The organism is Thermoactinomyces sp. CICC 10521 (assembly GCF_016055135.1).
GTDB lineage: Bacteria > Bacillota > Bacilli > Thermoactinomycetales > Thermoactinomycetaceae > Thermoactinomyces_A > Thermoactinomyces_A daqus.
Genome location: NZ_JAECVZ010000016.1, coordinates 41,351 through 64,316, shown reverse-complemented (window position 1 = coordinate 64,316; position 22,966 = coordinate 41,351). Strand labels below are relative to the sequence as shown.

At 48.5% G+C, this 22,966-nt stretch carries 21 protein-coding genes; 11 read left to right on the top strand and 10 right to left on the bottom strand.

Features of this window, described 5'->3' with window-relative positions; translation table 11 throughout:
- Positions 1–131: 131 nt before the first annotated feature.
- A complete protein-coding gene (locus tag I8U17_RS11940) occupies positions 132–1,013 on the top strand; it encodes a LysR family transcriptional regulator (RefSeq protein WP_198059462.1) in 882 nt (293 codons plus the stop codon).
- A gap of 686 nt (positions 1,014–1,699) precedes the next feature.
- The gene (locus tag I8U17_RS11935) at positions 1,700–2,323 is read left to right on the top strand and encodes a LysE family translocator (RefSeq protein WP_033102297.1); all 624 of its coding nucleotides are present in this window, start codon (positions 1,700–1,702) and stop codon (positions 2,321–2,323) included.
- Positions 2,324–2,363: 40 nt separating this feature from the next.
- Here the strand turns inward: I8U17_RS11935 and asnB are convergent, their stop codons facing one another.
- The 3 genes from asnB to I8U17_RS11920 form a co-directional block, all read right to left on the bottom strand.
- Positions 2,364–4,184 (bottom strand): asparagine synthase (glutamine-hydrolyzing), encoded by a 1,821-nt coding sequence (gene asnB / locus I8U17_RS11930; protein WP_198059461.1) that lies wholly within the window; start codon positions 4,182–4,184, stop codon positions 2,364–2,366.
- 223 nt (positions 4,185–4,407) lie between these two features.
- A complete protein-coding gene (erm, locus tag I8U17_RS11925) occupies positions 4,408–5,259 on the bottom strand; it encodes a 23S ribosomal RNA methyltransferase Erm (RefSeq protein WP_198059467.1) in 852 nt (283 codons plus the stop codon).
- A 446-nt stretch (positions 5,260–5,705) separates the two neighbouring features.
- Positions 5,706–6,971 carry an MFS transporter gene (locus I8U17_RS11920; RefSeq protein WP_198056370.1) on the bottom strand — a complete coding sequence of 422 codons (1,266 nt, stop codon included), beginning with the start codon at positions 6,969–6,971 and terminating at the stop codon, positions 5,706–5,708.
- A gap of 509 nt (positions 6,972–7,480) precedes the next feature.
- Here I8U17_RS11920 and I8U17_RS11915 point away from each other — a divergent pair.
- The 3 genes from I8U17_RS11915 (at position 7,481) to I8U17_RS11905 (ending at position 10,374) form a co-directional block, all read left to right on the top strand.
- Positions 7,481–9,076 carry a bifunctional metallophosphatase/5'-nucleotidase gene (locus I8U17_RS11915; RefSeq protein ID WP_198059460.1) on the top strand — a complete coding sequence of 532 codons (1,596 nt, stop codon included), beginning with the start codon at positions 7,481–7,483 and terminating at the stop codon, positions 9,074–9,076.
- A gap of 194 nt (positions 9,077–9,270) precedes the next feature.
- Positions 9,271–10,194: a cation diffusion facilitator family transporter gene (locus I8U17_RS11910; RefSeq protein ID WP_370589255.1), complete on the top strand. Its 924-nt coding sequence runs from the start codon at positions 9,271–9,273 to the stop codon at positions 10,192–10,194.
- An 18-nt stretch (positions 10,195–10,212) separates the two neighbouring features.
- Entirely contained in the window at positions 10,213–10,374 is a 162-nt protein-coding gene (locus tag I8U17_RS11905; RefSeq protein WP_160173932.1) for a hypothetical protein, read from the top strand.
- A 56-nt stretch (positions 10,375–10,430) separates the two neighbouring features.
- Here the strand turns inward: I8U17_RS11905 and I8U17_RS11900 are convergent, their stop codons facing one another.
- On the bottom strand, positions 10,431–11,252 hold the full coding sequence (locus I8U17_RS11900) for a dienelactone hydrolase family protein (RefSeq protein ID WP_198059459.1): 822 nt from the start codon (positions 11,250–11,252) through the stop codon (positions 10,431–10,433).
- Between the two features lie 166 nt (positions 11,253–11,418).
- Between I8U17_RS11900 and I8U17_RS18585 the strand changes: the two genes are divergently transcribed.
- Positions 11,419–11,547 carry a hypothetical protein gene (locus tag I8U17_RS18585; protein WP_255517858.1) on the top strand — a complete coding sequence of 43 codons (129 nt, stop codon included), beginning with the start codon at positions 11,419–11,421 and terminating at the stop codon, positions 11,545–11,547.
- 81 nt (positions 11,548–11,628) lie between these two features.
- On the opposite strand, the gene I8U17_RS11895 is transcribed toward I8U17_RS18585, so the two are convergent.
- Positions 11,629–12,177, bottom strand: a complete 549-nt coding sequence (locus I8U17_RS11895) for a DJ-1/PfpI family protein (protein ID WP_198059458.1) — start codon at positions 12,175–12,177, stop codon at positions 11,629–11,631.
- A gap of 160 nt (positions 12,178–12,337) precedes the next feature.
- Between I8U17_RS11895 and I8U17_RS11890 the strand changes: the two genes are divergently transcribed.
- Positions 12,338–12,988 (top strand): TetR/AcrR family transcriptional regulator, encoded by a 651-nt coding sequence (locus tag I8U17_RS11890; RefSeq protein WP_033102293.1) that lies wholly within the window; start codon positions 12,338–12,340, stop codon positions 12,986–12,988.
- A gap of 56 nt (positions 12,989–13,044) precedes the next feature.
- Positions 13,045–15,693, top strand: a complete 2,649-nt coding sequence (locus I8U17_RS11885; RefSeq protein WP_198056373.1) for a phosphoenolpyruvate synthase — start codon at positions 13,045–13,047, stop codon at positions 15,691–15,693.
- Positions 15,694–15,781: 88 nt separating this feature from the next.
- On the opposite strand, the gene I8U17_RS11880 is transcribed toward I8U17_RS11885, so the two are convergent.
- Complete coding sequence (locus I8U17_RS11880; RefSeq protein ID WP_033102292.1) at positions 15,782–16,240, bottom strand: MarR family winged helix-turn-helix transcriptional regulator; 459 nt, start codon at positions 16,238–16,240, stop codon at positions 15,782–15,784.
- Positions 16,241–16,482: 242 nt separating this feature from the next.
- Here I8U17_RS11880 and I8U17_RS11875 point away from each other — a divergent pair, with 242 nt between their 5' ends.
- On the top strand, positions 16,483–17,463 hold the full coding sequence (locus tag I8U17_RS11875) for a glycoside hydrolase family protein (RefSeq protein ID WP_033102291.1): 981 nt from the start codon (positions 16,483–16,485) through the stop codon (positions 17,461–17,463).
- Positions 17,464–17,491: 28 nt separating this feature from the next.
- Here the strand turns inward: I8U17_RS11875 and I8U17_RS11870 are convergent, their stop codons facing one another.
- The 3 genes from I8U17_RS11870 to I8U17_RS11860 form a co-directional block, all read right to left on the bottom strand.
- Entirely contained in the window at positions 17,492–17,983 is a 492-nt protein-coding gene (locus I8U17_RS11870) for a GNAT family N-acetyltransferase (protein ID WP_198056375.1), read from the bottom strand.
- 106 nt (positions 17,984–18,089) lie between these two features.
- Positions 18,090–18,995 carry a DMT family transporter gene (locus I8U17_RS11865; RefSeq protein WP_232331061.1) on the bottom strand — a complete coding sequence of 302 codons (906 nt, stop codon included), beginning with the start codon at positions 18,993–18,995 and terminating at the stop codon, positions 18,090–18,092.
- Between the two features lie 88 nt (positions 18,996–19,083).
- Positions 19,084–19,260: a DUF896 domain-containing protein gene (locus I8U17_RS11860; RefSeq protein WP_081944021.1), complete on the bottom strand. Its 177-nt coding sequence runs from the start codon at positions 19,258–19,260 to the stop codon at positions 19,084–19,086.
- Between the two features lie 80 nt (positions 19,261–19,340).
- On the opposite strand from I8U17_RS11860, the gene I8U17_RS11855 reads away from it, so the two are divergent.
- Together I8U17_RS11855 and I8U17_RS11850 are read left to right on the top strand one after the other, a co-directional pair.
- Positions 19,341–20,054 carry a YneB family resolvase-like protein gene (locus tag I8U17_RS11855; RefSeq protein ID WP_052154443.1) on the top strand — a complete coding sequence of 238 codons (714 nt, stop codon included), beginning with the start codon at positions 19,341–19,343 and terminating at the stop codon, positions 20,052–20,054.
- Positions 20,026–21,099, top strand: a complete 1,074-nt coding sequence (locus I8U17_RS11850) for a M42 family metallopeptidase (protein ID WP_033102289.1) — start codon at positions 20,026–20,028, stop codon at positions 21,097–21,099. The genes I8U17_RS11855 and I8U17_RS11850 overlap by 29 nt, the downstream gene beginning before the upstream one ends.
- Positions 21,100–21,170: 71 nt before the next feature.
- Here I8U17_RS11850 and I8U17_RS11845 read toward each other — a convergent pair whose 3' ends face one another.
- Positions 21,171–22,874 carry an aromatic amino acid hydroxylase gene (locus I8U17_RS11845; RefSeq protein ID WP_033102288.1) on the bottom strand — a complete coding sequence of 568 codons (1,704 nt, stop codon included), beginning with the start codon at positions 22,872–22,874 and terminating at the stop codon, positions 21,171–21,173.
- Between the last annotated feature and the right edge of the window lie 92 nt (positions 22,875–22,966).

The window sequence follows — 22,966 nt, the reverse complement described above, 5'->3', positions numbered from 1 at the left end:
AAATGGTAGGTCTATTGGATAACCTTTCGTTTGTTACTTACATTTTTTACGTTAGCACTAGTTCGAAGATAAGTAAAATATATATAATATATCCAAATCATATATATTACATATGATAGAGGCGATTGGCCATGGATTTGAAGAAACTGCTTTATTTTGTAACGATTGTCGAAGAAGGACAAATTACACGCGCTGCGAATCGTCTGCACATCGCTCAACCTCCTCTTAGCCTGCAATTGAAAGCACTGGAGGAGGAGCTTGGCGTAACGCTGATTGAACGCAATAACAAAAAGTTAAATCTTACTCCGGCCGGATGGACTTTTTATCATAGAGCAAAGGAAATTTTAAATTCAGTTGATGGAATGATATCGGAAGTAAAGGAACAAGGGGCCGGTATTCGGGGGAAACTGTCAATAGGTACAGTAATGTCCTGTATATCTTACTTACCCAGATCTATCCAAACTTTTCAGCGAAAGTATCCGCTCGTTTCCTTTCACCTTTGGGTGGAAGATTCCTACAGAGTCGAGGAACTCTTGCAGAATAGGGATATTGAGCTTGGCATAATAAGATTGCCCTTACAAACCACAAATTTATCCATGGTTCGCTTACAAGCAGAACCTCTTGTTGCTGTTCAACCAAGGGATTGGAATATTTTCGAAAAGGAAACGATTGCAATAGAGGAGCTTGAAAAGTATCCTCTCATGGTTTTACACGGACAAGGCGGGCAAGGGATCTTTAATCAATTTATTGAGGCCTGTCAAGCATTTGGCATTAACCCAAAAATTATTTGCGAAAGTCCTGATGTTGCGACACTGCTGACACTGGCAGACTCCGGTGTTGGGATTGCCATTGTCCCAAAATTGGCGACTCGTTTAAGACCAAAAGGAACATTATCATATGCGGAAATTACACCTAACATAAAATCAGATACTGCGCTTGTATGGGTTAAAGATCGATATATGTCAAAAGCAGCACAACATTTTAAAGAAATCCTGATCGACTCTGTACAATAGCAACTATTTGTAATAATAAACCGGCTCCTGTACGGATACCTTCTCCTTTTAGGCCTGGAGGCAGCGAACGACGATTGATAAAATGGCTTGAAGCCCCATTTGGTTTCAAGCCATTTTTGCTAGTGGTTTGGAGGAGTGAAGGGGACGATACAGGAATGGAATCGGCCCCCACAGGATGATGCTTTTTAAGCAATCTTGATGGAGATGCCAGCCACGACCGAATAATCGTTAGAAAAATAAAAGTGAGATGGCCAAACCCATCTCACTTTGCTCGATAACATTTCCCAAACATTCACCTGTAATTCATTATCTGACAAGCCGTGAAGATTTTCAAAAAGAATGAGTCAGAGTATTTGGGGATATTGGCAACTATAACTTGTTAACCTTCCATTACAAGCTCATTATTTTTAATTACTTGCCGAATCTCGAAATTTCGAAATCTGTTTTGAGGAAGATATGATTTTGCAGGGGATTTAATAGAAAAACAAAAAACAAGGACAAAATTTCCTTCCAGCGAATCTCTCGGGGTGCCACGTAGAATCGCGGTCTCTCTTATTTGTTCTTTTTAATCAGATCTTGAATAACCAAATATTCATTGTAAAATTGGCAGTAGATGATTAATTTTTGCGTGGGCGGGGAGATTTCCTGCGAATCAAATAGAAAAACAAAAAAGGGAGAGAGCGCGAGTGGAACTTGCCAATATCCTTTATTTTCTCATGGCGTCGGTCACGCTGACACTTTTGCCCGGCCCGGATCTTCTGTTTGTGATCACCCAGAGCGTCTCCCAGGGAAAACGGGATGGCATTGCTGTTTCCCTTGGATTATGTTCAGGTTTGATCGTCCATACCTTTGCAGCGGCGGTCGGGATTTCCGCTTTGCTCTATCATTCGGCGGTTGCCTTTCAGTTGCTGAAGTATGCCGGGGCTGCCTATCTTTTGTATCTGGCCTGGATGTCGCTGAAGGAGACCGGCCGGTCGGGCTTATCGGCAACTGAACCAAAAAGGAGTTTTTTCTCATTGTATAAGCGCGGCATACTGATGAACGTGCTCAATCCCAAGGTGTCCATTTTCTTTCTCGCGTTTCTGCCCCAGTTTATTTCTCCCGCTGTGGGGAAAATTCCGCTGCAAATGATTACGCTCGGCGGGTTGTTTTTTGTCCAGGCCTTGCTGATTTTTTCCCTCGTCTCTGTTTTTTCCGGAATGGCGGGAGAAAAACTGTTGAAAAAATCAATGGGTTCCAAATCGATCAGCTATGTCAAGGCGGCTGTTTATGCTCTTTTGGGTGTGCGGCTGGCCCTGCTGGAAAAATGAGAGATGCCCCTTTCCCGCAATGGAGACAGGGGCATGTTCTTTAAACGAGGGTGATCCGGTATTCTTGCAACCAGAAGTTGACCTGAACCAGATATTCCATCATTTTTCCCACTTCAAAGGGAGCTTCGGAAAACTTATGTTCGACGATGTCGTCTACCAGCTGCTTGTTGATCAGCGGCAGGATCGGCGCATTGGGATCATTTAGCACTTCTTTCATCCATTCGCGCACCGAGCGGTAATAGGTGGGGTCTTGTGCTGTCGGATATGCGCTTTTTTTGCGCCACCGCACTTCTTCAGGCAGATAGCCTTTGAGGGCGCGGCGCAAGATGCCTTTTTCAATCTCACCGATACTTTTCACTTGCCAAGGCACATTCCACAAATATTCAACCAGTCTGTAGTCGCAGAAGGGAACGCGTACCTCAAAGCCGGTGTACATGCTCATGCGGTCTTTGCGGTCGAGCATAAACGGGAGAAAACGGGTGATAAAGAGATAGGACATTTCGCGCTGCTTGGCGGCGATTTCTGATTCTCCGTCGAGGCGGTCGAACTCATTGAGCGCTTCTTCATAGCGGGCCTGACGGTACTCCTGCGGCTTGATTTTCGCCTTTGCGTCTTCATTTAAAACTTCGGCAAAAAAGGCGATGCTCTGATTCCAAGGGAAGGTTCCCGAATTTAAAAATGCTTCCTGGTGGAACCAGGGATAACCGCTGAACACTTCATCGGCTGATTCACCGGATAAAGAGACGGTTGCTTCTTTTTTCATTTCGCGAAAGAGGAGGTAGAGAGATGCTTCCATTTCGCCGATTCCCGGGAGGTCACGCGCCCGCGTGGGAATGGAGAGATGGTCGATCAGGTCAAGATGGCTCAACACGATCGAATGGTGACGGGAATGGACAAAGTCGGATACCATCTGAACATAAGGTGCATCCAAACTCACATGCAGCAAATCCTTTTGGAAATGCTGATCACTGCCGACAAAGTCGATTGAGTATGTATGCAGTGTTTTGCCTGACTCGCGGAATTCCTTGGCGGCAATGGCTGTCAATCCGCTGGAGTCCAAACCGCCGGAAAGCATGGAAACGACTGGCATGTCGGAAATCAATTGCCGTTTTACCGTATCTTCCAACAGATGGCGAATATAGTCGATTGCAGTTTCCACATCATCGGTAAAGGGTTTGCTTTTCAATTGCCAATATTGCGTAACCCGGGTTTGCTCCTCGGTGATGGAAACGGCATGTCCGGCACGAACTTCCTTGATTCCGCGAAAAACACCGACTCCCGGGGTGCGCATCGGGCCAAGGGCAAAAATTTCCGCCAAACCGTCGGCATCCACTTCGGGCCGGATCTCCGGATGGGCCAACAGCGCTTTCAGTTCAGAGGCGAACAGCACCATGCCGTCACGCTGGGCATAGAACAGCGGTTTCACGCCGAGATGGTCCCGCCCCAAAAACAGCTTTTGCGTTCTCTCATCCCAGATGGCAAAAGCAAAAATTCCGTTCAGGCGCCGTATGCAATCTTCTCCCCATTCCAGATAGGCGTGAAGCAAAACTTCGGTATCCGATTTGGTTTGAAAGGTATGTCCGAGCGTTTCCAACTCCTCGCGCAATTCACGGAAATTGTAGATTTCTCCGTTATAGGTGAGAGCAACGGTGTTCTCTCCGGTCCGGTAAAGCATCGGCTGCGCACCGCCAACAGGGTCGATCACGATCAGACGACGATGAGCGAGCGCCGCACGCGGGGATAACCAAAAACCTTCAGCATCCGGCCCGCGGTGACGAATGGCATCGGCCATTTTTTGCAAAACGGGACGCTCGTTTGACAGATCCCTTTTCCAATCAATCCAACCGGTAATGCCGCACATGAGTAATCATCTCCTAAATAAAAATTAGTTGATTTATAAATAAAAGAATTAACTACCCAATGATTATTATAAAAAAGTGAAAATCAAAAGCCAAAAGTAAAATTTCCAATATTACCAACTGATTGAAATTGATTTGTGCATGTTCTGCGAGAGAAGAGGGCAAGAAAATAGCCGGCTTCCCGCATATAGCAGGAGAAGCCGGTTGTTTTTTGGGCTGAGGTATTTATTTTTTCTTTTTAATTTTTGGCCAGAGCGGACGCTGAACATACCGGGTCATGGTATTGAAAAGAATCCCCCATTGCGATTCCGTTAAAAACCCGATGGACGTCTCATTTTTGATTCCCAAGTTTTTTCTCAGATGCTTCATTTGCGTCGGTGTGAATATGCCTCTTAACGCGGTTTCGACTGCCGCTTTCGGTTCTCTGAGCGCATAGTCTGCAAGTCCCAAAAAAGCGGAATGGTCTTTCTTTGCGATAATGGGTTGCTTTTTTCTCGTGATCATGACCATGGCGGAATCGACGCTTGGCGGAGGAGAAAAATTTTCTCGGGAAATCTCTTTGATGAAACGGAGATCAAACCACATTCTCCAAGCCAAAACATAGGAGTTTTTTATGAATGTTGATGTGAATCGCTTGGCTGCTCCTTTTTCCATCACGATGATCCCTCTTTGCAGGCTGTTTGAAGGATTGTTAAGCAGCATTTTTAAAATAGGCGTCGTAATGGAATATGGAATATTGGACACAACCACAAACGGTTTTTTTGGCAGGTGAATTTTCAAAATGTCTTGATGAATGATTTTGGTATTTGGATTTTGCGCTGTTTTTCGTTTCAGGACATCGACAAACCTGGCATCATATTCTACCGCCAGTACCTTTCCGGCCCGTTGATTGAGGACGGTTGTCAATGCTCCTTTTCCGGCCCCCAATTCCAAAACGGTGTCTGTCTCGCTGATATTCGTCATTTCTACCATTTCTTTGAGCAACTTTTTATTAATCATTAAATGTTGTCCAAGAAAATTGGGAGGTTCTCCCCGGGTTATTTTCCCCCGGCGGGATTTACGATCTTTTTTCATCAGACTCTCTTCCCTTCAAAAGAAAAAATCACAGACCGGCTGCCTGTGATTGAGAGTAAAGGGAGAATCTGTCTTTATCCCTGTACGGGTTGAAGAGAGAAATAGCGATGAGAAACCTTCGTCTGTTCAGGAAAAGTTCGTTATCACATTAAAAAAGAAAGGCAGATCCGGCTCTGCCTTTCTTCATATTAGACTTCTCTATGCAAAAACGAAGACTTAAAAAAGGGCAGACTGATCCCGTTTACTCTGCAAACACAAGCAGAGCCTTTGAACGTATGAAATTACTTGTTCAAAGTTGGGAATCGCAGTCTGACATGATACATCTTTTTAATAGTCCTCCCAAAATATCGATTTGGAATACATTGCACATCGTAAACAGGCGGACGGTATAAAGTCAATACCGAGTCCGTCAAGTTGTATATTCTCTGTTGCCGCGGATGCGGGCCCTCTCAATTGGTTTCCGGCGTGGACGAGCCTTCCGGAGACGGGTTGGCCGGCAGCCGGTAGAGGGGGAGAATCGTGAGTGCACCTGCGATAAACAGAATGGCTGCGATTTCATACATCACCACGACCGACCACATGTTTTTAAGCGAACCGGCGATGCTCATGGTGACCACCATCGCCCCGGTGAAGAGGGGACTCAAAATCCCGTTGACCCGGCCGACGAAGGATTCATCGGAATTCTGCAAAATCATCGTGTTGATCCCGATCTGGATCATCGGTAACACCAGCCCGGAAATAAATTGGACCAGCAACGTCAGCCACAAGATGGTCGACCATCCCGAAACGGCCATGCCCAATGCACTGATCAGCATGCCCAGCATCAATAATCTCTGGGGCGCAACCGTCTTGGACTGGCTCATGGCGACACCGCCGCCGAGAATCATGCCCAATCCGCTGGCGGTCATTAACCATTGCAGTTGTTCTTTCGGCAAGCCCAATTGTTCCGTGACGAGGAAGATCCCCATCGGCTGGATCAGGCCCAGCGCCAATCCGGCCGCCAGAAAGCAGGCTCCCAGTAGTGTGAGCGTCCGTTTGGACAATACATACCGAACACCATCCATCATTTCCTTGAGCAGGGATGTTTCTGTTTTATTCCCGTCTTCCATCGCGCGGTCCGGCGGGAGGAGGAATAGCACGCAGGCTGACAGCAGGAAGCAGATTCCCATAATGCCGATCGCCACGACGATCCCCCATTGCTGATAAACGAAGGTGCCCAATGCAGGGCCCAGAATCATGAAGACGGCAAACATGGTTTGGTAAATCGACATTCCCATCTGAATCAGTTCGCCGGGCACATGCATCTTAAACAGCTTCATCCCTGACGGCTGGGAAAATTGGGATAAAATCGCCGATACGAGCGTGGCAAAAAAGACGGCTCTCCAGGTGCCAAACACGAGTGTCAGCAACACGGCAAAAATGGATGCCGCACTTAAAAAATCGCACCAGATCATGGTCCTTTTGGGGCGCCAGCGGTCGGCGAAAGTGCCGCCGATAAATGAAAAGATAAAGATCGGGGCAAATTCGGCCACAGAGATCATCGAGATGGCAAACGCATCTCCGTGGGTTTTGTCCATCACAAACAGCAATACCGCGAAATTCCGAACCCATATGCCAATTTGCAAAAGCAACCCGGACAACAGGATGACCTGAACAAACCGGTTTTTCAATAAATCTGACCGATTGGGACTGTTTTGCGTCGATTGAACGGGCATCGATATTCCCCCTTGATCCTTGAATCATGACAGTTCCTTTTCGTTTCGCCTCTTCATGCAAAAAGCCGTGAATGCAGTTGCACCCACGGCTAATCAGGCAAATTCCGTTCCGGACGAGAAAGGGAGGAATCTGACTGGACAAAAGATTTCAATACATGGGCACATTCAAAGAGAGCATCGGAAAGGGTTTGAAGACCGCTTTCCAATCCCCGGTTGCTTTTATGCAAGCAGTGTCTGCATTCACCTTCTTCTCTTTGCCTGAAGAGAACCTAGAATACAAACAGATGGCCCATGATTGAGATTAATACCACCTTTCTCCTGTTTGACTGTTTTTGGATTTTAGCACATTCTTCATGCACTGTCAATTTATTTTTGAACCTTTCGATCTGCGGCAAAGTAAAGATGTATTAGCACATTTGCGATTTTGCTTTACTTTTCTTATTAATTTAAAATATTAATGAATGTATGAAACTATTCTTATTTTTTATGAATTCAGGGGAGGGAGAAATATGCTGCGAATGAAAACATGGCGGATTTTGCTGTCGATGGTTTTGGCCATTGGCTCAATTTCACTTATGACCGCTTTTCGATTCCCGGCGAAAGAGCCTCATTCCTTGCATGTTCAATTGCTCGGCATCAATGATTTCCACGGGCAGTTGGATAAGACGAACATGGTGGACGGCAAACCCGTCGGCACGGCCGCAGTTCTGGCTGCTTACCTGAAAAAGCGGGAGCAGGAAAACCCGAATACACTGCTGGTTCAAGCCGGTGATATGGTGGGAGCCAGCGCACCTGTATCCGCTCTTTTGCAGGATGAGCCGACAATCCGGATCCTGAACGCTTTGGGGTTTGATGCAGGAACCGTCGGAAATCACGAATTCGACGAGGGCATCCCGGAAATGATGCGGCTGATCTACGGGGGATACCATGAGAAAACCGGGGATTTTGAAGGGGCTTCCTTTCCTTACACCTGTGCAAATGTTTTGGATAAACAGACACATCAACCCATTCTTCCTCCATACACCATCAAACGTGTCAAAGGAATACCGATTGGTTTTATCGGGGTGGTGTCCAGGACGACTCCCTCGATCGTCATTTCGGATCACGTCAAAGATGTGGAATTTATCGATGAAGCGACCGCTGTCAATCGCTGGGTAAAAGTTTTGAAGCAAAAAGGAGTTCATACCATCATCGTCCTGGCTCATGAAGGCGGAAATCAAAACCGGGATACAGGAAAGATTGAAGGGCCGATTGCAGATATTGCCCGGAAAATCGATCCGGAAGTGGATGTGATCTTTGCCGGTCATACCCACACTTATCTGAACGGAACCGTTGCCGGAAAATTAATTGTACAAGCTTACAGTTATGGGACTGCTTTTTCTGATGTGGATTTGACGATTGATCGCCGCAGTAAAGATGTGACAAGCAAACATGGGGAAATCGTTACTACGTACCAGGAGAGAATCAAACCCGATCCTCAGGTAGCCAAAATGGTAGCGGAGGCGGAGAAAAAAGTGGGTCCGCTGATCAACCAGGTGATCGGGAAGACAGCTGCCGCCATCACACGGACGCAAAATGAGGCAGGGGAGTCGGCGCTGGGCAACTTGATTGCCGATGCGCAACGTGCGGCCATGAATACCGACTTTGCCTTTATGAACCCGGGGGGGATTCGTGCAGATTTGCCTGCCGGGGATGTGACATGGGGCGATTTGTACACAACACAGCCTTTCGGAAACCAATTGGAGAAAATGGAATTGACCGGAGAACAGATCAAGCAACTGCTCAATCAACAATTCCAGGATCCCGACCGCGTCCATATGTTGCAGATATCCGGTTTGAAATACCGTTGGGATCCCAGCCGCCCGGCTGATGACCGGATCGTTTCCATGACGGGAGCGGACGGTACACCGATCGATTTGAACCAGACCTACACCGTCACGACCAACAATTTTCTGGCAAGCGGGGGAGACAGATTTACGGTTTTCACCGGCGGGAAAAATGTCGTGATCGGACCAACTGATTTGGATGCTCTGATTCAATATATCAAACAATTGCCGCAACCTTTCCATGCGGAGATTGAAGGGCGCATCCAATCAGCTCCTTGACCGGAAAGGCGGGCGGATTTACAACTTTACACAGAGAAGCTTCAACCAAGTATTTTTTCAATAAACGGGAGAGCGGACACGGAGCCGCTCTTTTTTCTTTCCGTCGGGAGTCGGAAAACATTGTCCCCGACCGGAGACCGGGATTTTTTGTTTAATTTTTGCGAAGAAGTAAAGAGTATAAATGGGTGAATGATGTGAACAAGCGAATGAGATCTCCCATGGCTGTCGCATGGGTCAGCCTGGTCAGCAATATTCTTCTCACGTTGGTTAAATTTATGGTCGGTTGGTTGTATCGCAGTCCCTCGCTAGTCGCCGACGGAGCTCACAATGCTTCGGATGTGGTCGCTTCCGCTGCCACGCTGGGTTCCATGCGCGTGTCAACCATGCCGGCCGATCGTGAACATCCTTACGGACATGGAAAGGCGGAGGTGATTGCTTCGGGGATCGTGGCGGTGATTCTTTTTCTGGCTGCCATCTGGATGATTTATCAGTCGATCGAAGCGTTGTTCCTGCCTCCGCCAAAAGCTCATGCCATCTCGTTGATTGCGGCCGTTTTTTCATTGCTGTTTAAACTGGTCTTATATATTTACACCATCCGGATCGGCAGGAAAGTAAACAGCAAAGGATTAATCGCCACCGCCTATGATCATCTGTCAGATGTCTATTCCTCTCTGGCTGCGGCGATCGGGATCGGCCTTGCTCTTTTGGGACGCCAAGCCCGCATTCCCTATCTGGAATACGGGGACCCGCTCGCCAGTATTGTGGTTTCTCTGTTGATCCTCAAAGTGGCCATCCATATGGGGAGGGAAGCGGTCGATATCCTGATGGAGCGCAATGTGGCCCAGGAAAAATTGGATCAATTTGCCGCGATCATATCCGCCGTGCCGGGAGTGAAGCGCATTGACCGGATCCGGGCCCGGGAACACGGGCATTATATTCTCGTGGATGTGCGTGTCGGCGTTCCGGGAGAGATGACGGTTCAGGAAGGGCACGATATCTCCCGTGCCATCAAAAAGAACGTGATGGAGCGTTTTGATGACGTGCAGGAAGTATTGGTGCATATCAATCCGTGGTATGAAAATGAATCGGCAGTGAAAGCAAATGAGGTCGATTACTGAGTAAAGGAGGATTTAGCGATGAGTGAAAACAAACAGGGCAAAAGAGGAGAGAATAACCATCCGCAAACGGCAAAGGTGCAAAAGGGGGAGCATAAAAACGGGAGGTTGAGCCAATTTAAAAACCACCACCCCGAAGGAGAGCCTTATCCGAGCGAGTATCTGAGCCGGGAACGGGATTAAGGAGTGGGAAGGCATCCAGCCTGGGATTGGTAATGATCTCAGGCCGGATGAATAATTTATTGACCGAGCACGTCATTGAAAAACGAGAGGGTTTTTGCAAAGGCATCGCGGGCGGCATCCGCGTGGTAAGAGGGGCGTGTATCATTGAAAAAAGCGTGTTGTGCCCCCGGATAAACTTTATAGTTAAATGATTTCCGCGCTTTTTTCATGTTTTCCACAAACTGTGGCAGACCGGCATTAATGCTCTCATCCAGTTCGCCGAAAAAGCCGATGACCGGACATTCAATTTTGGCAATCCTTTCTTCATCCGGAAAGCGGCCGTAAAAAATGACTGCCCCGCCCAAATCCGGAACTTCCGTTGCCAAAAGAGCGGAAAGGGCACCCCCCATGCAGAAGCCGACGGATCCGATTTTTTTGACGAGACGGTATTCCCCGGAAGAAAGGAACCGAACCGTCGCTTTTAATTGAGCAATGAATTTCGGGAATTTTTCCAGGCTGCCAAACACATTTTGAAACGTCTCGTCAATTTCGCTGCGTACCGCTTCGGGCAGTTTTTTCAACTCCGCTTCACGCTTTTCCGGACTGTGCCAGGCCGTTGGCGGAATTGTATTCAGAAACTGTTTCACCTTTGTGATGCGCTCATTTGTCATCGAAGGCGGACGTTGTCCATTTTCGGCAAACAAATCGGGGGAAACGGCCAAATAACCTGCTTTAGCAAAACGCTCAGTCACGTCCAGGATGTGTTCATCAGTCCCCCATATTTCCTGAATGACGATGATCGCCGGGAGCGGGCCTTCAGCCAGTGCCGGCCTGGCGGTGTATAGTCGGTACGTTTGATCACCATCTTGAAATTGAATCCATTCCTTATGTAAGCTCATGCTAGCACTCTCCTTAAAGTAAGTTATTCTTCCTTCTATTATTTCAAACTTTCCTTCGGTTTGCCACTAATTCGGGAGATTAAATATTTATTTATAAAAAGGTTTGCTTCACAAACAAAGATTTTTCTCTTATAAGAAATACAACAACAGGATGAATTTATCCGAAATGAAAAAAACAAGTCAGCCGATCGGTGCCGTCTTTCATCCAACAAATGGATTGCCCGCAACTCATCCGCCAACCCCGTTTCTGCCGGTCGGAAAACAGCGTATTAGACGAAGCGATCCGGGAAAATGATCACAAAACAATGAAATAAATGCGAAAAACCTGATCACAACCTCTGATCGAGGTTAAAATCAGGTTTTTCCGCAAGGATGTCTATGGCAACTTCTTCAGAAATTCCCTCATGAATCCGGGAAGACCAGGCCATGCATGGGCGGAGACCAAATTTCCTTCAACATGTAATGGTTCCTTTATATATTGTCCGCCTGCACTTTCAACTTCAGGACGGCAAGTGGTATAGGCGGTCAACTGGCGTCCGCGCACGCTATCCGGAACGACGCTGAATACGAGCGCAGCATGGCAAATAGCCGCAACAGGTTTATTTGTTTCAAAAAAATGTTGCACGATGGCCGGTACTTCCTTTTCGAGCCGGATATATTCAGGCGCTCTTCCGCCAGGGATGACAAGACCGTCATACTCAGCCGGGTTAATTTCGGAGAAGGAGGCATGCGCATCCAGACCGTATGCTAATTTTTCCGTGAATGTATCCATCCCCGGTTCAAAATCATGGACCACCGTTTGCAATTTCTTTTTGGTCGGAGCGGCAATCGTGACTTCATGTCCTTCCTCAAGCAGCCTGTAATAGGGGTAAAAGATCTCCAGCGCTTCGACCGCATCGCCGGACAGAATCAACACTTTGGCCATGTCAATCCCTCCATTTATTTCGTTCCATTTCATTACTACGATGTCGGTGTCCGATTTTCCTGCAACACTCAAATTATCCTATTGACCAAGTGGTCGATGGGAATTAAAATGGATTTATCAATCGTGTTGACCAAGTGGTCAATGGAGGGGATATACGAAATTGAATGATCTTTACCAGCAGATTCCTGCAGAGAAAAGAGAAAAAATTCTTCAGGCGGCGATTCGCGAATTTGCGGAACGCGGTTATGAAAATGCATCAACCAATCGGATCATCCAGGAAGCCGACATTTCCAAAGGACTGCTGTTTCACTACTTTGGCAGCAAGAAACATCTTTTCCTGGCTACCTTTGACCATTGTGTGCAGCAGTATATCAGTCAAATGAAGGAGGTGGTTCCGGCATCAGCGGACTGGCCGGATGACATTTTCGACCGGATCCTGTATCTGGGAGAAATCAAGTATCGTTATTTTTTGCAACAACCGCTTCTTTACTCTTTTTTGCTTTCGGCTTACAACGAGATTTTGGCAAAGTTCCCGCGCGAGGCGGAGCAAAGCATCGCTTATTTCCAAAAGATTGCCATGCCGTTTCTGATGGAGGGAGTCGATTGCTCGAAATTCCGCGAGGATCTGGATGTGGAAAAAGCGATTTACCTGATCTTTTTAAGCTTGAATGCCATTGCCCAGCAACTGGTGAAACAGGCTTTGGAACAGCCCGGGAAGGGCCTCGATCAATGGGAAGAGTTGTTTAATGATTACAAACAGATGCTCGATATCCTCAAATACGGCGTTTACCGAACCAGCGAAAAGGCTTGAACAGCCAGGCTGAGTGATTTGGGTGAATATAACCATACAGATTGGGGACGTGAATAGTGATGAGCTATGTTCTTCGCTTTGATGAGATCGATCGCCACTGTTTGCCGATGGTCGGCGGAAAGGGTGCGAATCTGGGGGAAATGGCCAAAGCGGGTTTTCCTGTTCCGCCCGGATTTTGCGTCACAACAGAGGCCTATCGCCAGTTTATCGCCAAAAGCGGGGAGTTGGATGAATGGCTGGACGCGTTAAATCGCTTAAAACCGGAACAGCTTGATGAGATCCGCATGTGGGGGGAGAGAATCCGCAACCACCTGCTTGAGCTTCCGTTAACGGAGGAAATACAATCGGCAATCGTCGGAGCTTGGGAGGCGCTGGGCAAAGAGCACGCTTATGCCGTCCGCTCCAGTGCGACCGCCGAGGACCTCCCAACTGCCTCATTTGCCGGGCAGCAGGAAACATATCTGAATGTAAAAGGGGAAGAAGCACTCCTCGACGCTGTCAAAAAATGCTGGGCGTCCCTGTTTACCGATCGGGCCATCACTTACCGGGCCAATAACGGATTTGACCATCGCTCCGTCTTCCTGTCCGTCGTCGTTCAGCAGATGGTTTTTCCGGAAGCATCCGGCATTATGTTTACGGCAGACCCAGTCACCGGACATCGGCGCACCGTTTCCATCGATGCCGGATTTGGTTTGGGAGAGGCGCTCGTTTCCGGCATTGTGACGGCAGATTTGTACAAAGTCCGGGACTATGAGATTATCCAAAAACAGATTGCCAAAAAAGAAAAAGGGGTTTTTCCGGTTCAGGAGGGCGGAACGGAAATCCGTGAACTGCCGCCTGAACTTCGCCAGGAACAAGTGCTCCCGGACCACAAAATCTTGGAGTTGGCGGAACTGGGACGAAGAATCGAAAATCATTACGGTTCCGAGCAGGATATCGAGTGGTGTTTGAAGGGCGATGAACTCTATATTCTCCAAAGCCGCCCGATTACTTCCCTCTATCCGGTCCCTCCGTCAAAGAATGGCGAATATTGCGTCTATCTTTCGGTTGGCCATTCGCAAATGATGACCGATTATATGAAGCCGCTCGGGATCTCGGTTTTTCAATCGCTCATTTCCCTTGATGATGTCACCTCTCAGTTTCCTGAGGTGGGCGGGCGTCTTTACTGGAATTGTTCCGGTTTCCTGTTCCTGAAGCCGGTTCAACGAAAGATTCTCAAAAGCACGGTTGCCGATGATAACCTGGTGGCGCTGAAAAAAGTGATCCAAAGCGAAGATTTTCAAAAGCTGGCACCAAAGCGGGGCGGGATGCGAAAAGCATTCGGTACATTGAAATTGATGTTGGGCCTGTACCGGAAGATCATTCCCCGGTTGATCCAGATTTGGTATTGGGAAGATCCGCAACTCGCGCTGAAAAAGGCCTTTGCCACATATGAACAGGATTTGGCCCGGTTCAGACAGGCATTGTCCCAACGCACCGGATCGGAACGGATTCGGTTGATCCGCGATCAAGCCGTTTTTGAGACGATCGTCGATCCCTTGGCCTACACCTATGCCGGATTCATTGCCTTGCCGGTCATCAATAGAAAACTGAAAAAATGGCTGGGAGAAGAATTGAGCCCCTCCATTCAAAAGTCTCCACCCGGAAACATCACCAGCGAAATGGGGCTGGCGATCGGGGATTTGGCAGATGCGGCCAGACCTTATCCCGAAGTCGTCCGGTACCTGGAACAGGCAGAAGACCGCACGTTTTACGAGGGGTTGAGCCGGGTGGAAGGCGGTGACGCATTCCGGGCGGAATTGGAGCGGTTCATGGAAAGATTCGGCATGAGGGCTCCCGGAGAAATCGACATTACACGGGTTCGTTACAGGGAAGCGCCCACCATGCTCGTCCCGTCCATTCTCAGCCATATGAGAAGCAATGCCCCCGGAGAGCACCGGGAAAAATTTAAAAACGGAGAACGGGAAGCCCATGAAGCGATTCAGGACTTGCTTAAACGGGTGAAGGAGCGCTGCGGCAACAGGAAAGCGAAAAAAATGTCCCGGCTCATCTCTCTTTACCGAAATACAGTGGGCATCCGTGAACTGCCCAAATATATCATGATTCGTTATTTCTCTCTTTATCGGGAAACCATTTTGGAAGAAGCCCAAACCCTTGTGAAAAAAGGGGTGTTTGAGCAGAAAGAGGACGTTTATTATTTGCGGCTGGACGAATTGATCGCCTTGCTGGAAGACCGCCTGAAAAAGGATGAAGTTCATGAACGGATCCGTTCCCGCAAGGCATCGGAAGAGATTTACCGAAAACTGACTCCTCCGTTCGTCATCACCAGTGAAGGGGAAACATTTTCAGCGGTCATCCGCAACGAGCAGGCACCGCCTGGGGCTTTGGTCGGCATTCCTGCTTCCGCGGGTGTTGCGGAAGGCTATGTCAAGGTTGTTCGCAGATTGGAAGAAGGAAAACTGAACAAAGGAGACATCTTGGTCGCTCCCTACACAGATCCCGGTTGGACGCCCTTGTTCCATTCGGCCAAGGCACTTGTGACGGAAGTCGGGGGCATGATGACCCACGGTTCCGTCGTGGCCCGGGAATACGGCATTCCCGCCGTTGTCAGTGTGGAAAATGCGACCCGGATTCTGAAGGATGGTCAGTATGTCCGTGTGGATGGAACCAACGGATATGTGGAGATCCTTGATGAAAATAATTGACAGGAATCCCCGCTGATTGCTTTCCGTTTGATAAATGATTGTTTACCCCGCCAGCACCAGGTGGGGTAATTTTCTTGATCATGCCGGATTACTCCATTTTTTGAAGGATGCGAAGAAGCTTGTGGATTGCGTAGTCCAGATCAATCCTTTCATCTTCACCAAGTTGATTGATCCGGTTGATCAGCAAAGAATGTATATCTTCCCACCGCGTTTTCACCAGGTTTTTTCCTTTTTCAGTCAACATGAGCTTGACATATCGCCTGTCGCTGACATCCTGCCTTTTGATGAGATATTCCTTTTCCTCGAGCTTATTGACCAACGGGGTTAATTGCTGTTTGGAAATATTGATGTTTTTGGCCAATCGGGTCATCGAAATTCCGTCTTCAATCGGGAACAGTTCCTCCAAAATGTGAAATTGCAGATGGGTTAAATCGGACTGTTTTTTAAGATTTGATGCATTCTGCAATGCAGGTTTGAACAGCTTGTCCTGAAGCAAAGGAAGAAGCTGAATAATATTAGCTGCGAGTTGTTCGGTTTTGGCAGGCACCGCTCAACTTCCTTTCCTCTGACTCTGTTGACAATCAGTCAACGATAATTTATGATTGAGTTGATCAGATGGTAAATAATTATTTATTTTTTTATGGGATTTATCGCACTGATCAAGGGTTAAAGGTTAATTTATGTTTACTGTTTGTGCAGATGAGAAATAAGGAATGATTTCTTAGTTTACCACAACAGAGCAGGTTGTTCCATGTGGGGCAAATTTCAAGTGAGAAGGAGAGATTTTCAATGCATTTACCAGGGTTGAAGTTCGGAATTTATCCGCTTGGTGTGGCCGGCACGCCCGCCGGCTTGGCTGTCGGGCCTGAGGACGACTATGAGCAGATTCAACTTGCGTTAAAACGTCTTCGGGGAAAGGCAAAATCACTGTTGCCCAGAATGTATCTCGTTTATACAGGACCGGCTGACACGGATGAGAAACTTTTATCCATTGTGGATAAATATGTACGGTCGGGATTGATCGGAGACTTGACGGTAGGTTCTTTGGCTCCGGACATAGAGATGGAGCGCTGGCTCGGGCTGATCCGGAAAATCATCAGACAGTACGGTTCCGAGATCGCTTCGCTGCAAATTACCAATGAACCCAATTTGACCTTCATGGACGGAGCAAATCCGAATATTGTGCAAATGTTGGTGCAGGGGGTTATTGCGGCAAAGGAAGAAACACAAAAAGCCAATGTGGGAGTGAAGATTGGTTTTGGCTCCGTACCGGACAACGGCCCAAAAACGGCTGCTGATTTCTGGGAGAAGTTGGCCAGGATCGGAGGGGAGACATTTACAGATTCATTGGATTATGTCGCCCATAATTTTTATGTCGATGTATTTGAAGAGCCACTCTCCGCAGATGAGATTCCCGGTTCAGTAGAGCGCTTGCTGCGTCGTTTGCGCGAAGTGAATCTCAGAACAGCCGGAATTCCCGACACCATCCCGATCCACATCGCTGAAAACGGATGGCCCACCGGCAAAAATCCCTTTACCGGCCATGACCGAACTTACGAAAGGCAGGCTGAAGTGCTTGAGCTGATCATCCGCACCGTTTATCAATTGCGCCATGAACTCAATATTACTCATTATAAGCTCTTCGGCCTGCGGGATGCGGACAGTTCCAAGGATGATCTCTTTCATCAATTTGGCATTATGCGGGATGATTACACGCCGAAACCGGCATTTCATACATTCCAACGTCTGGTGCAGGAGCTGGGGGAATAAGAGAAAGGCAGGAATGCAATCGAGGACGTCATAGGGTCCTCGATTTTTTGGTTTGCGGAAATTTCTTGTGAGCAAGAAACAATTCCATGAATTTGTCGAAACGTTCCGGGTCTTCCAGGCGTTTAAAGCCGAATTGGGCGTACAGGCCGTGCGCATCTCTTGTATATAACGTAAATTGATGAATATCTGCCAAACAGGGGCAATTGAGGATGGTTTCAAGCAGCCATTTTGACAGACCCTGTTTGCGGTGTTCCGGGAGAATAAAAACATCCGCCAGGTAGCCAAAAGTTGTATAGTCGGTGACCACACGGGCGAATCCTGCCTGATTGCCGTCTGTTGTATAGAGCCCAAAACAGAGAGAGTGGTTTATGGTACGTTTGATCTGTTCCAGTGTGCGGTTTTGCGCCCAGTAGGATTGATGATTGAGAAATTGCTGTATAACGGAAAGATCCAACCGTTTCCGGTCAGTGCTGATATAGTATTGCCCCTTTTCCACGCGATAGGGCCGGGTGAGATCCATCTGTATCACCTTCGCTGGATTGTTTTTAGTAGAAATATGTTTTTTATATCTTACTGTATTGAAACCTTTGAAAAAACAAAAATAAAAGAGAAGTTGCTACAATTTTTTACATCATTTTTGACAGGCTGTGACGCTTATCCGATTTTTTCAGTGCAGACAGATAAATGCCGCCAGCGATGAGCAGTGCCCCCAGATAGAAGTTCCATGAGAGTTTTTCCCCTAGGGTGAATGCCCCCAGCAAACTGCCGACAATCGGTTGGATGAAGAAAAAGAGCGAGCCGGTGGCAGCATCCACATATTCAAATCCTTTGTTCCAGAGATAAAAGGCGAGAGCAGTCGAGATGATGCCGATGTAGAGAATGCCGATCCAGATCCAGAGACTGTGGGGAACGGTAAACGGATGGTTCCGGTATTCCCAGACGAAGAACGGTGCGGTAAATATCACCCCGAATGTGTTTGCCCAGAAGGTAACGGTCAAAGAGGTGTAGGTGACGGTTTTGAGTCGGGATAAAACGGTGTAAAGCGCCCAGGTCAGCGCTGCGCCGATCAGAGCGAGATTTCCTGCAAAGGAAGGGGATGAAGCGGTGAGCCCGGTCAGGTCGCTGACGATCAGCACCCCGATCGTCGCGAGGAGAAGGGCACTTGTTTTGGATAAGTTCAATTTTTCTTTCAAGATCCACCATGCGAACAGGGAGATGAGGGCAGGGGAAGCGGAGGTGATCAATGATCCCATCGCCGCACCTGACAGGTGAGTGCCGATGAACTGCAGTCCGATTGAACCTGTATAGCCGACGAGCCCGATCAGCGCAAACAGCCAAAGATCCCCGGGTTTTACCCGCCATTCCCGTTTGCGGAGAGCCCATAGCCCGAGGATGAACAGGGCGATCACAAATCGCCATTCCAGTAAAATCCACGAGGGAATGCAGGCCAAAACCACCTTGCTGACCACATACATCCCTCCCCAAATGGCAGCGGCAGCCGATAAACACAGGGGCCCGAGCCGATGTTTCAATATTTCCACTCCTTTTGCCAATCCACCGTCAAAAACGAGGTGGATTTGTATGATGATCATGCGTGCTATATAATGGATATGATGTGCTTCATTGCTTATCCACGAAACGGATTTGCGATAACTGCTGTTTGACCTGTCCGCGGATCGCTTTCAGGTAGACTTGATATAATCTGGCTTGTTCCTGCTTTTCCTGGTTTGTCAGTCCTTCTGCTTTTTTCTTGCGGGCCAGCTCATTAATGCGCTGGATCAGTTGTTGATCGATCATTTCGAATCACTCCTTCTAAGACACTTTACCCAAATCTCTGTTTTTGTGCAAGAACTTGAGAGGATGATGGTTTTTACTTTATGAAAGCTTTGATCTATGCGAGGGTCAGCACCAAAAAAGAGGAACAGGAAACAAGCCTGGAAAGGCAAATCGAGGAGTTATCGGAATGGGCGCGGGAATTAAACATGGAGACTGTTCAGACCATCGCGGAACAGCACAGCGGATTTGACCTTGATCGCCGGGGGCTGTATGAAATGCTGGAGGCGGTCAAAAAAGAGAAAATTCAGGCGCTTCTGGTTCAGGATGATACAAGGCTCGGCCGCGGAGAAGCCAAGCTGGCGATCATTCACCAGTTGTCCCGTCACAATGTACGCATCTTCTGCAAACAACAGGGAGGGGAACTGGAACTCGATGCCGGCGAATCGACCGTTCTCTCGATCATCGCCAAAGTTGAAGAATTGCAGCGCAAAATGATGAACCAGAAAATCAGCTGGGGCATGCGGCGGGCCATTCGGGAAAAAGGATTTAATCCGGCCAAAAATCTGAAAAACCAGGGGATGGGAGGAAGAGAGAAAAAAGAAGTGCCGATGGAGCAAATTGTGGCCCTGAAAGAAAAGAAACTGACGTTTGAAGAGATTGCTGCCACACTAAAAGGATTTGGCTATGATGTGTCCCGTGCGACCGTTCATCGCCGTTATCAGGAATGGAAGAAAAAGTTGGAAGAAAGAGATGGCAGAATCAACGATAGAGTTGGAGGAGTAAAGGATGGCAACGATTCAATGGGAACGTTTTGAAAAGTTAACGCAGACTCCCGGTGCGCCGGGGTTTGAGCATGAAGTGAGAAAAATTATGCGTTCATACATATCCGAATATACGGGAGAGATCATCCAGGACCGGCTGGGCGGCCTTTTCGGGGTGAAAAAAGGTGATCCAAACGGCCCCAAGGTAATGGTCGCCAGTCATATGGATGAGGTTGCCTTCATGGTGACCAAAATCACCAGCGAAGGATTTCTGAAGTTTCAACCCCTCGGCGGTTGGTGGTCCCAGGTGATGTTGGCCCAGCGCGTTGACGTGATCAACCGCTCCGGCAAGCGCATTCCGGGGATCATCGGCTCCATTCCGCCTCATCTTTTGAGCGAGGAGCGAAGACGGAAGCCGGTGGAAATCGGGCAAATGTTTATCGATATCGGAGCGGAAAGCGAAGAAGAAGTGAGAGAATGGGGGATTCGCCCCGGGGATGTTGCCGTTCCCCATTTCCCGTTCGTGGAAATGGAAGGCGGGAAACGCTTGCTGAGCAAGGCCTGGGATAACCGGTTCGGCTGTGGCCTTGTCCTGGAGCTGCTGGACGGCTTGAAACATAATCATCATCCGAACGTGATCTATGCCGGGGCCACAGTGCAGGAAGAAGTCGGTTTGCGCGGCGCAGGAACAGCAGCCACGTTGATTGACCCCGATATCTTCTTTGCAGTCGATTCCGGACCGGCCGGCGATATTCCGGGCGTGAATGACGGCTTTGGCAAGATTGGAAAAGGAGTGGTTATTCGGCTTTACGACCGTTCCATGATCACGCTTCCCGGGATGAGGGACTTTTTGCTCGATACGGCGGAATCGGAAAATATTCCATACCAGTTTTTCGTCTCCCAAGGTGGTACAGACGCGGGCAGGGCGCATCAGACGGGCATCGGGATTCCCTCGGCAGCGATCGGCATCTGCGCCCGCTATATCCACTCTCATGCAGCAGTTGTGGACAAAGAGGATATCGAAGCGGCTAAAGCATTTGCGATTGCTCTGATGAAGCGGTTGGATCGCGCTGCCTTTGAAGCCATTTTGCCCCGTTAAATTGAAAAGACCAGATCGGAAGGCAATCATTTTGCCGCGATCTGGTCTTTTCTTTTCTCCGCACGATTTTCTTAACTGTTTCCCCGGTTTAACAAACGCATTCCGTTGGTGATCAGGGAATGGAGAGATGGGTCATCCTGCCCCAACTGTTCCAGTTCATGTTGGATCCGGTCGGCGAGAAGGCGGTAAATTCCTTTATCCCTGCAAATTTCAAGGATTTCGAGGCGGAGGAGCCAATCGCCGGGGCAGATATCATCCAGGGTGCGGGCAATTGAGGGCAACGCCTCAACCGATGTTTTGCCTTCGCGGATTTCACGCACCGCCTGGTATAAGTGATCCAGGGTAGAATAGGAAGGAACCGGTTCCTCATCCAGCTTCGGCTCTGCTTCATCGGCATAGTATTTTCCAGGATCAGCAGCTCCGGCAAACACGGACACAATCTCCCGGCCAATTACGAGATCGTATTCGCCCCAATCGGGATGAAAAAGCGTCTCGCCTCTGTAAGTGACTGTGCAGTCGGTCAGGGTGAGCAAAAGCGGATGGGAATGTTCTTCGATCCTGTCTGATACTCTGCCGGTTACCCGGAGACCGCTTTCCCAGTGCCAGTCGATGGTACTTCCCGGCTCCCCGCTTCCATTTTGCTTCACTACTCTTCCGATCGGCGCACCGAATCCGGAAGCATGGCGTTTCGTACCCTGACGGGGTAATTCGTTCCCATGAAAGGCGAGAGCGGTCGGTCCTGTCGTTTTCATGTAAACCGCTTCTCCTCTGTCGTCCCGGATCATGTGTGTAAACACGCCGCTCACTTGTAAACCGGTGTTGTACTCCACCGTTGCCACATCGCCGGAAGCGATCGCTTTTTGCAGTCCTTCCGTTCCGCCTGTGCGAAAAGCCATGCGCGCCGAGAATGTTTCCACCGCATCAATCAGTTGCTCAAAATCCCGGCAGACGAACAGCTGCGGCTGCGGTCTGGTGACATCATAGTCCGTCGCGATGCATGTTTCCAAATCAAACGGAAGTTTTCTGACCTGATCGGAAAGGCAATGCTGCCCTTCGCCGATCGACGAGAGAAGGCCTGCGCCGTAAATTTTGGGATTGTCGCAATCACCGATCAAACCGTATTCCACTGTCCACCAGTACAAGCGGGAAATGAGCGTTGCTTCTGATACGGTTGTGGCGGCGGCCCGTTTTTCCTGCAGTTCCTGTTCGGCTTTCCTGATATCATCGGGAGTGGATTCAGGATTTTCCATTACCTGGGTTAACCGTCTCGTTGCCTGAAAAACCTCGTTTTCTTCCCTGCTGGCCAACGCTTTGGCACCGATTTTCCCAAATGTTTTCACATAACGGGCATAGGTCTCATCGCTGAGAATGGGTGCATGTCCGGCTGCCTCATGAATAATGTCCGGAGCAGGCGTATAGGCGATATGCCCCAATGTGCGAATGTCGGTGGCGATGGGCAATAAGCCGTTCGCCTGAAATTCAAAAAAGGCCACCCCGGGAATCAAGCCGTCAATCGGGACAGCGCCCCAGCCAAACGGGGACAGGCATTGATCCATTTCTTCAATGCGCGGAATCCGTTCGATTAAAATGCCTGTTTTCGCCAATCCGTCCTGGTATGCGGCATGAGCCCGCTCCTTGAAGAAATGAACGTTTTGCCTCATTACATATCGCCAAACGGCCTGATCGATCGGAGTATAGCGTTCATATTTTTGCCGGGCGATATAACGTTTCAGGTGAGGCGGGATTTTCTTCGTTTGCAGTGAGACAAAACTCATGGCATTCACTCCTTTACAAAATAAAAAAAGCTCCGTCACCATAGGGACGAAAGCTCCGCGGTACCACCCTATTTGACAAATCGCCTGATTTG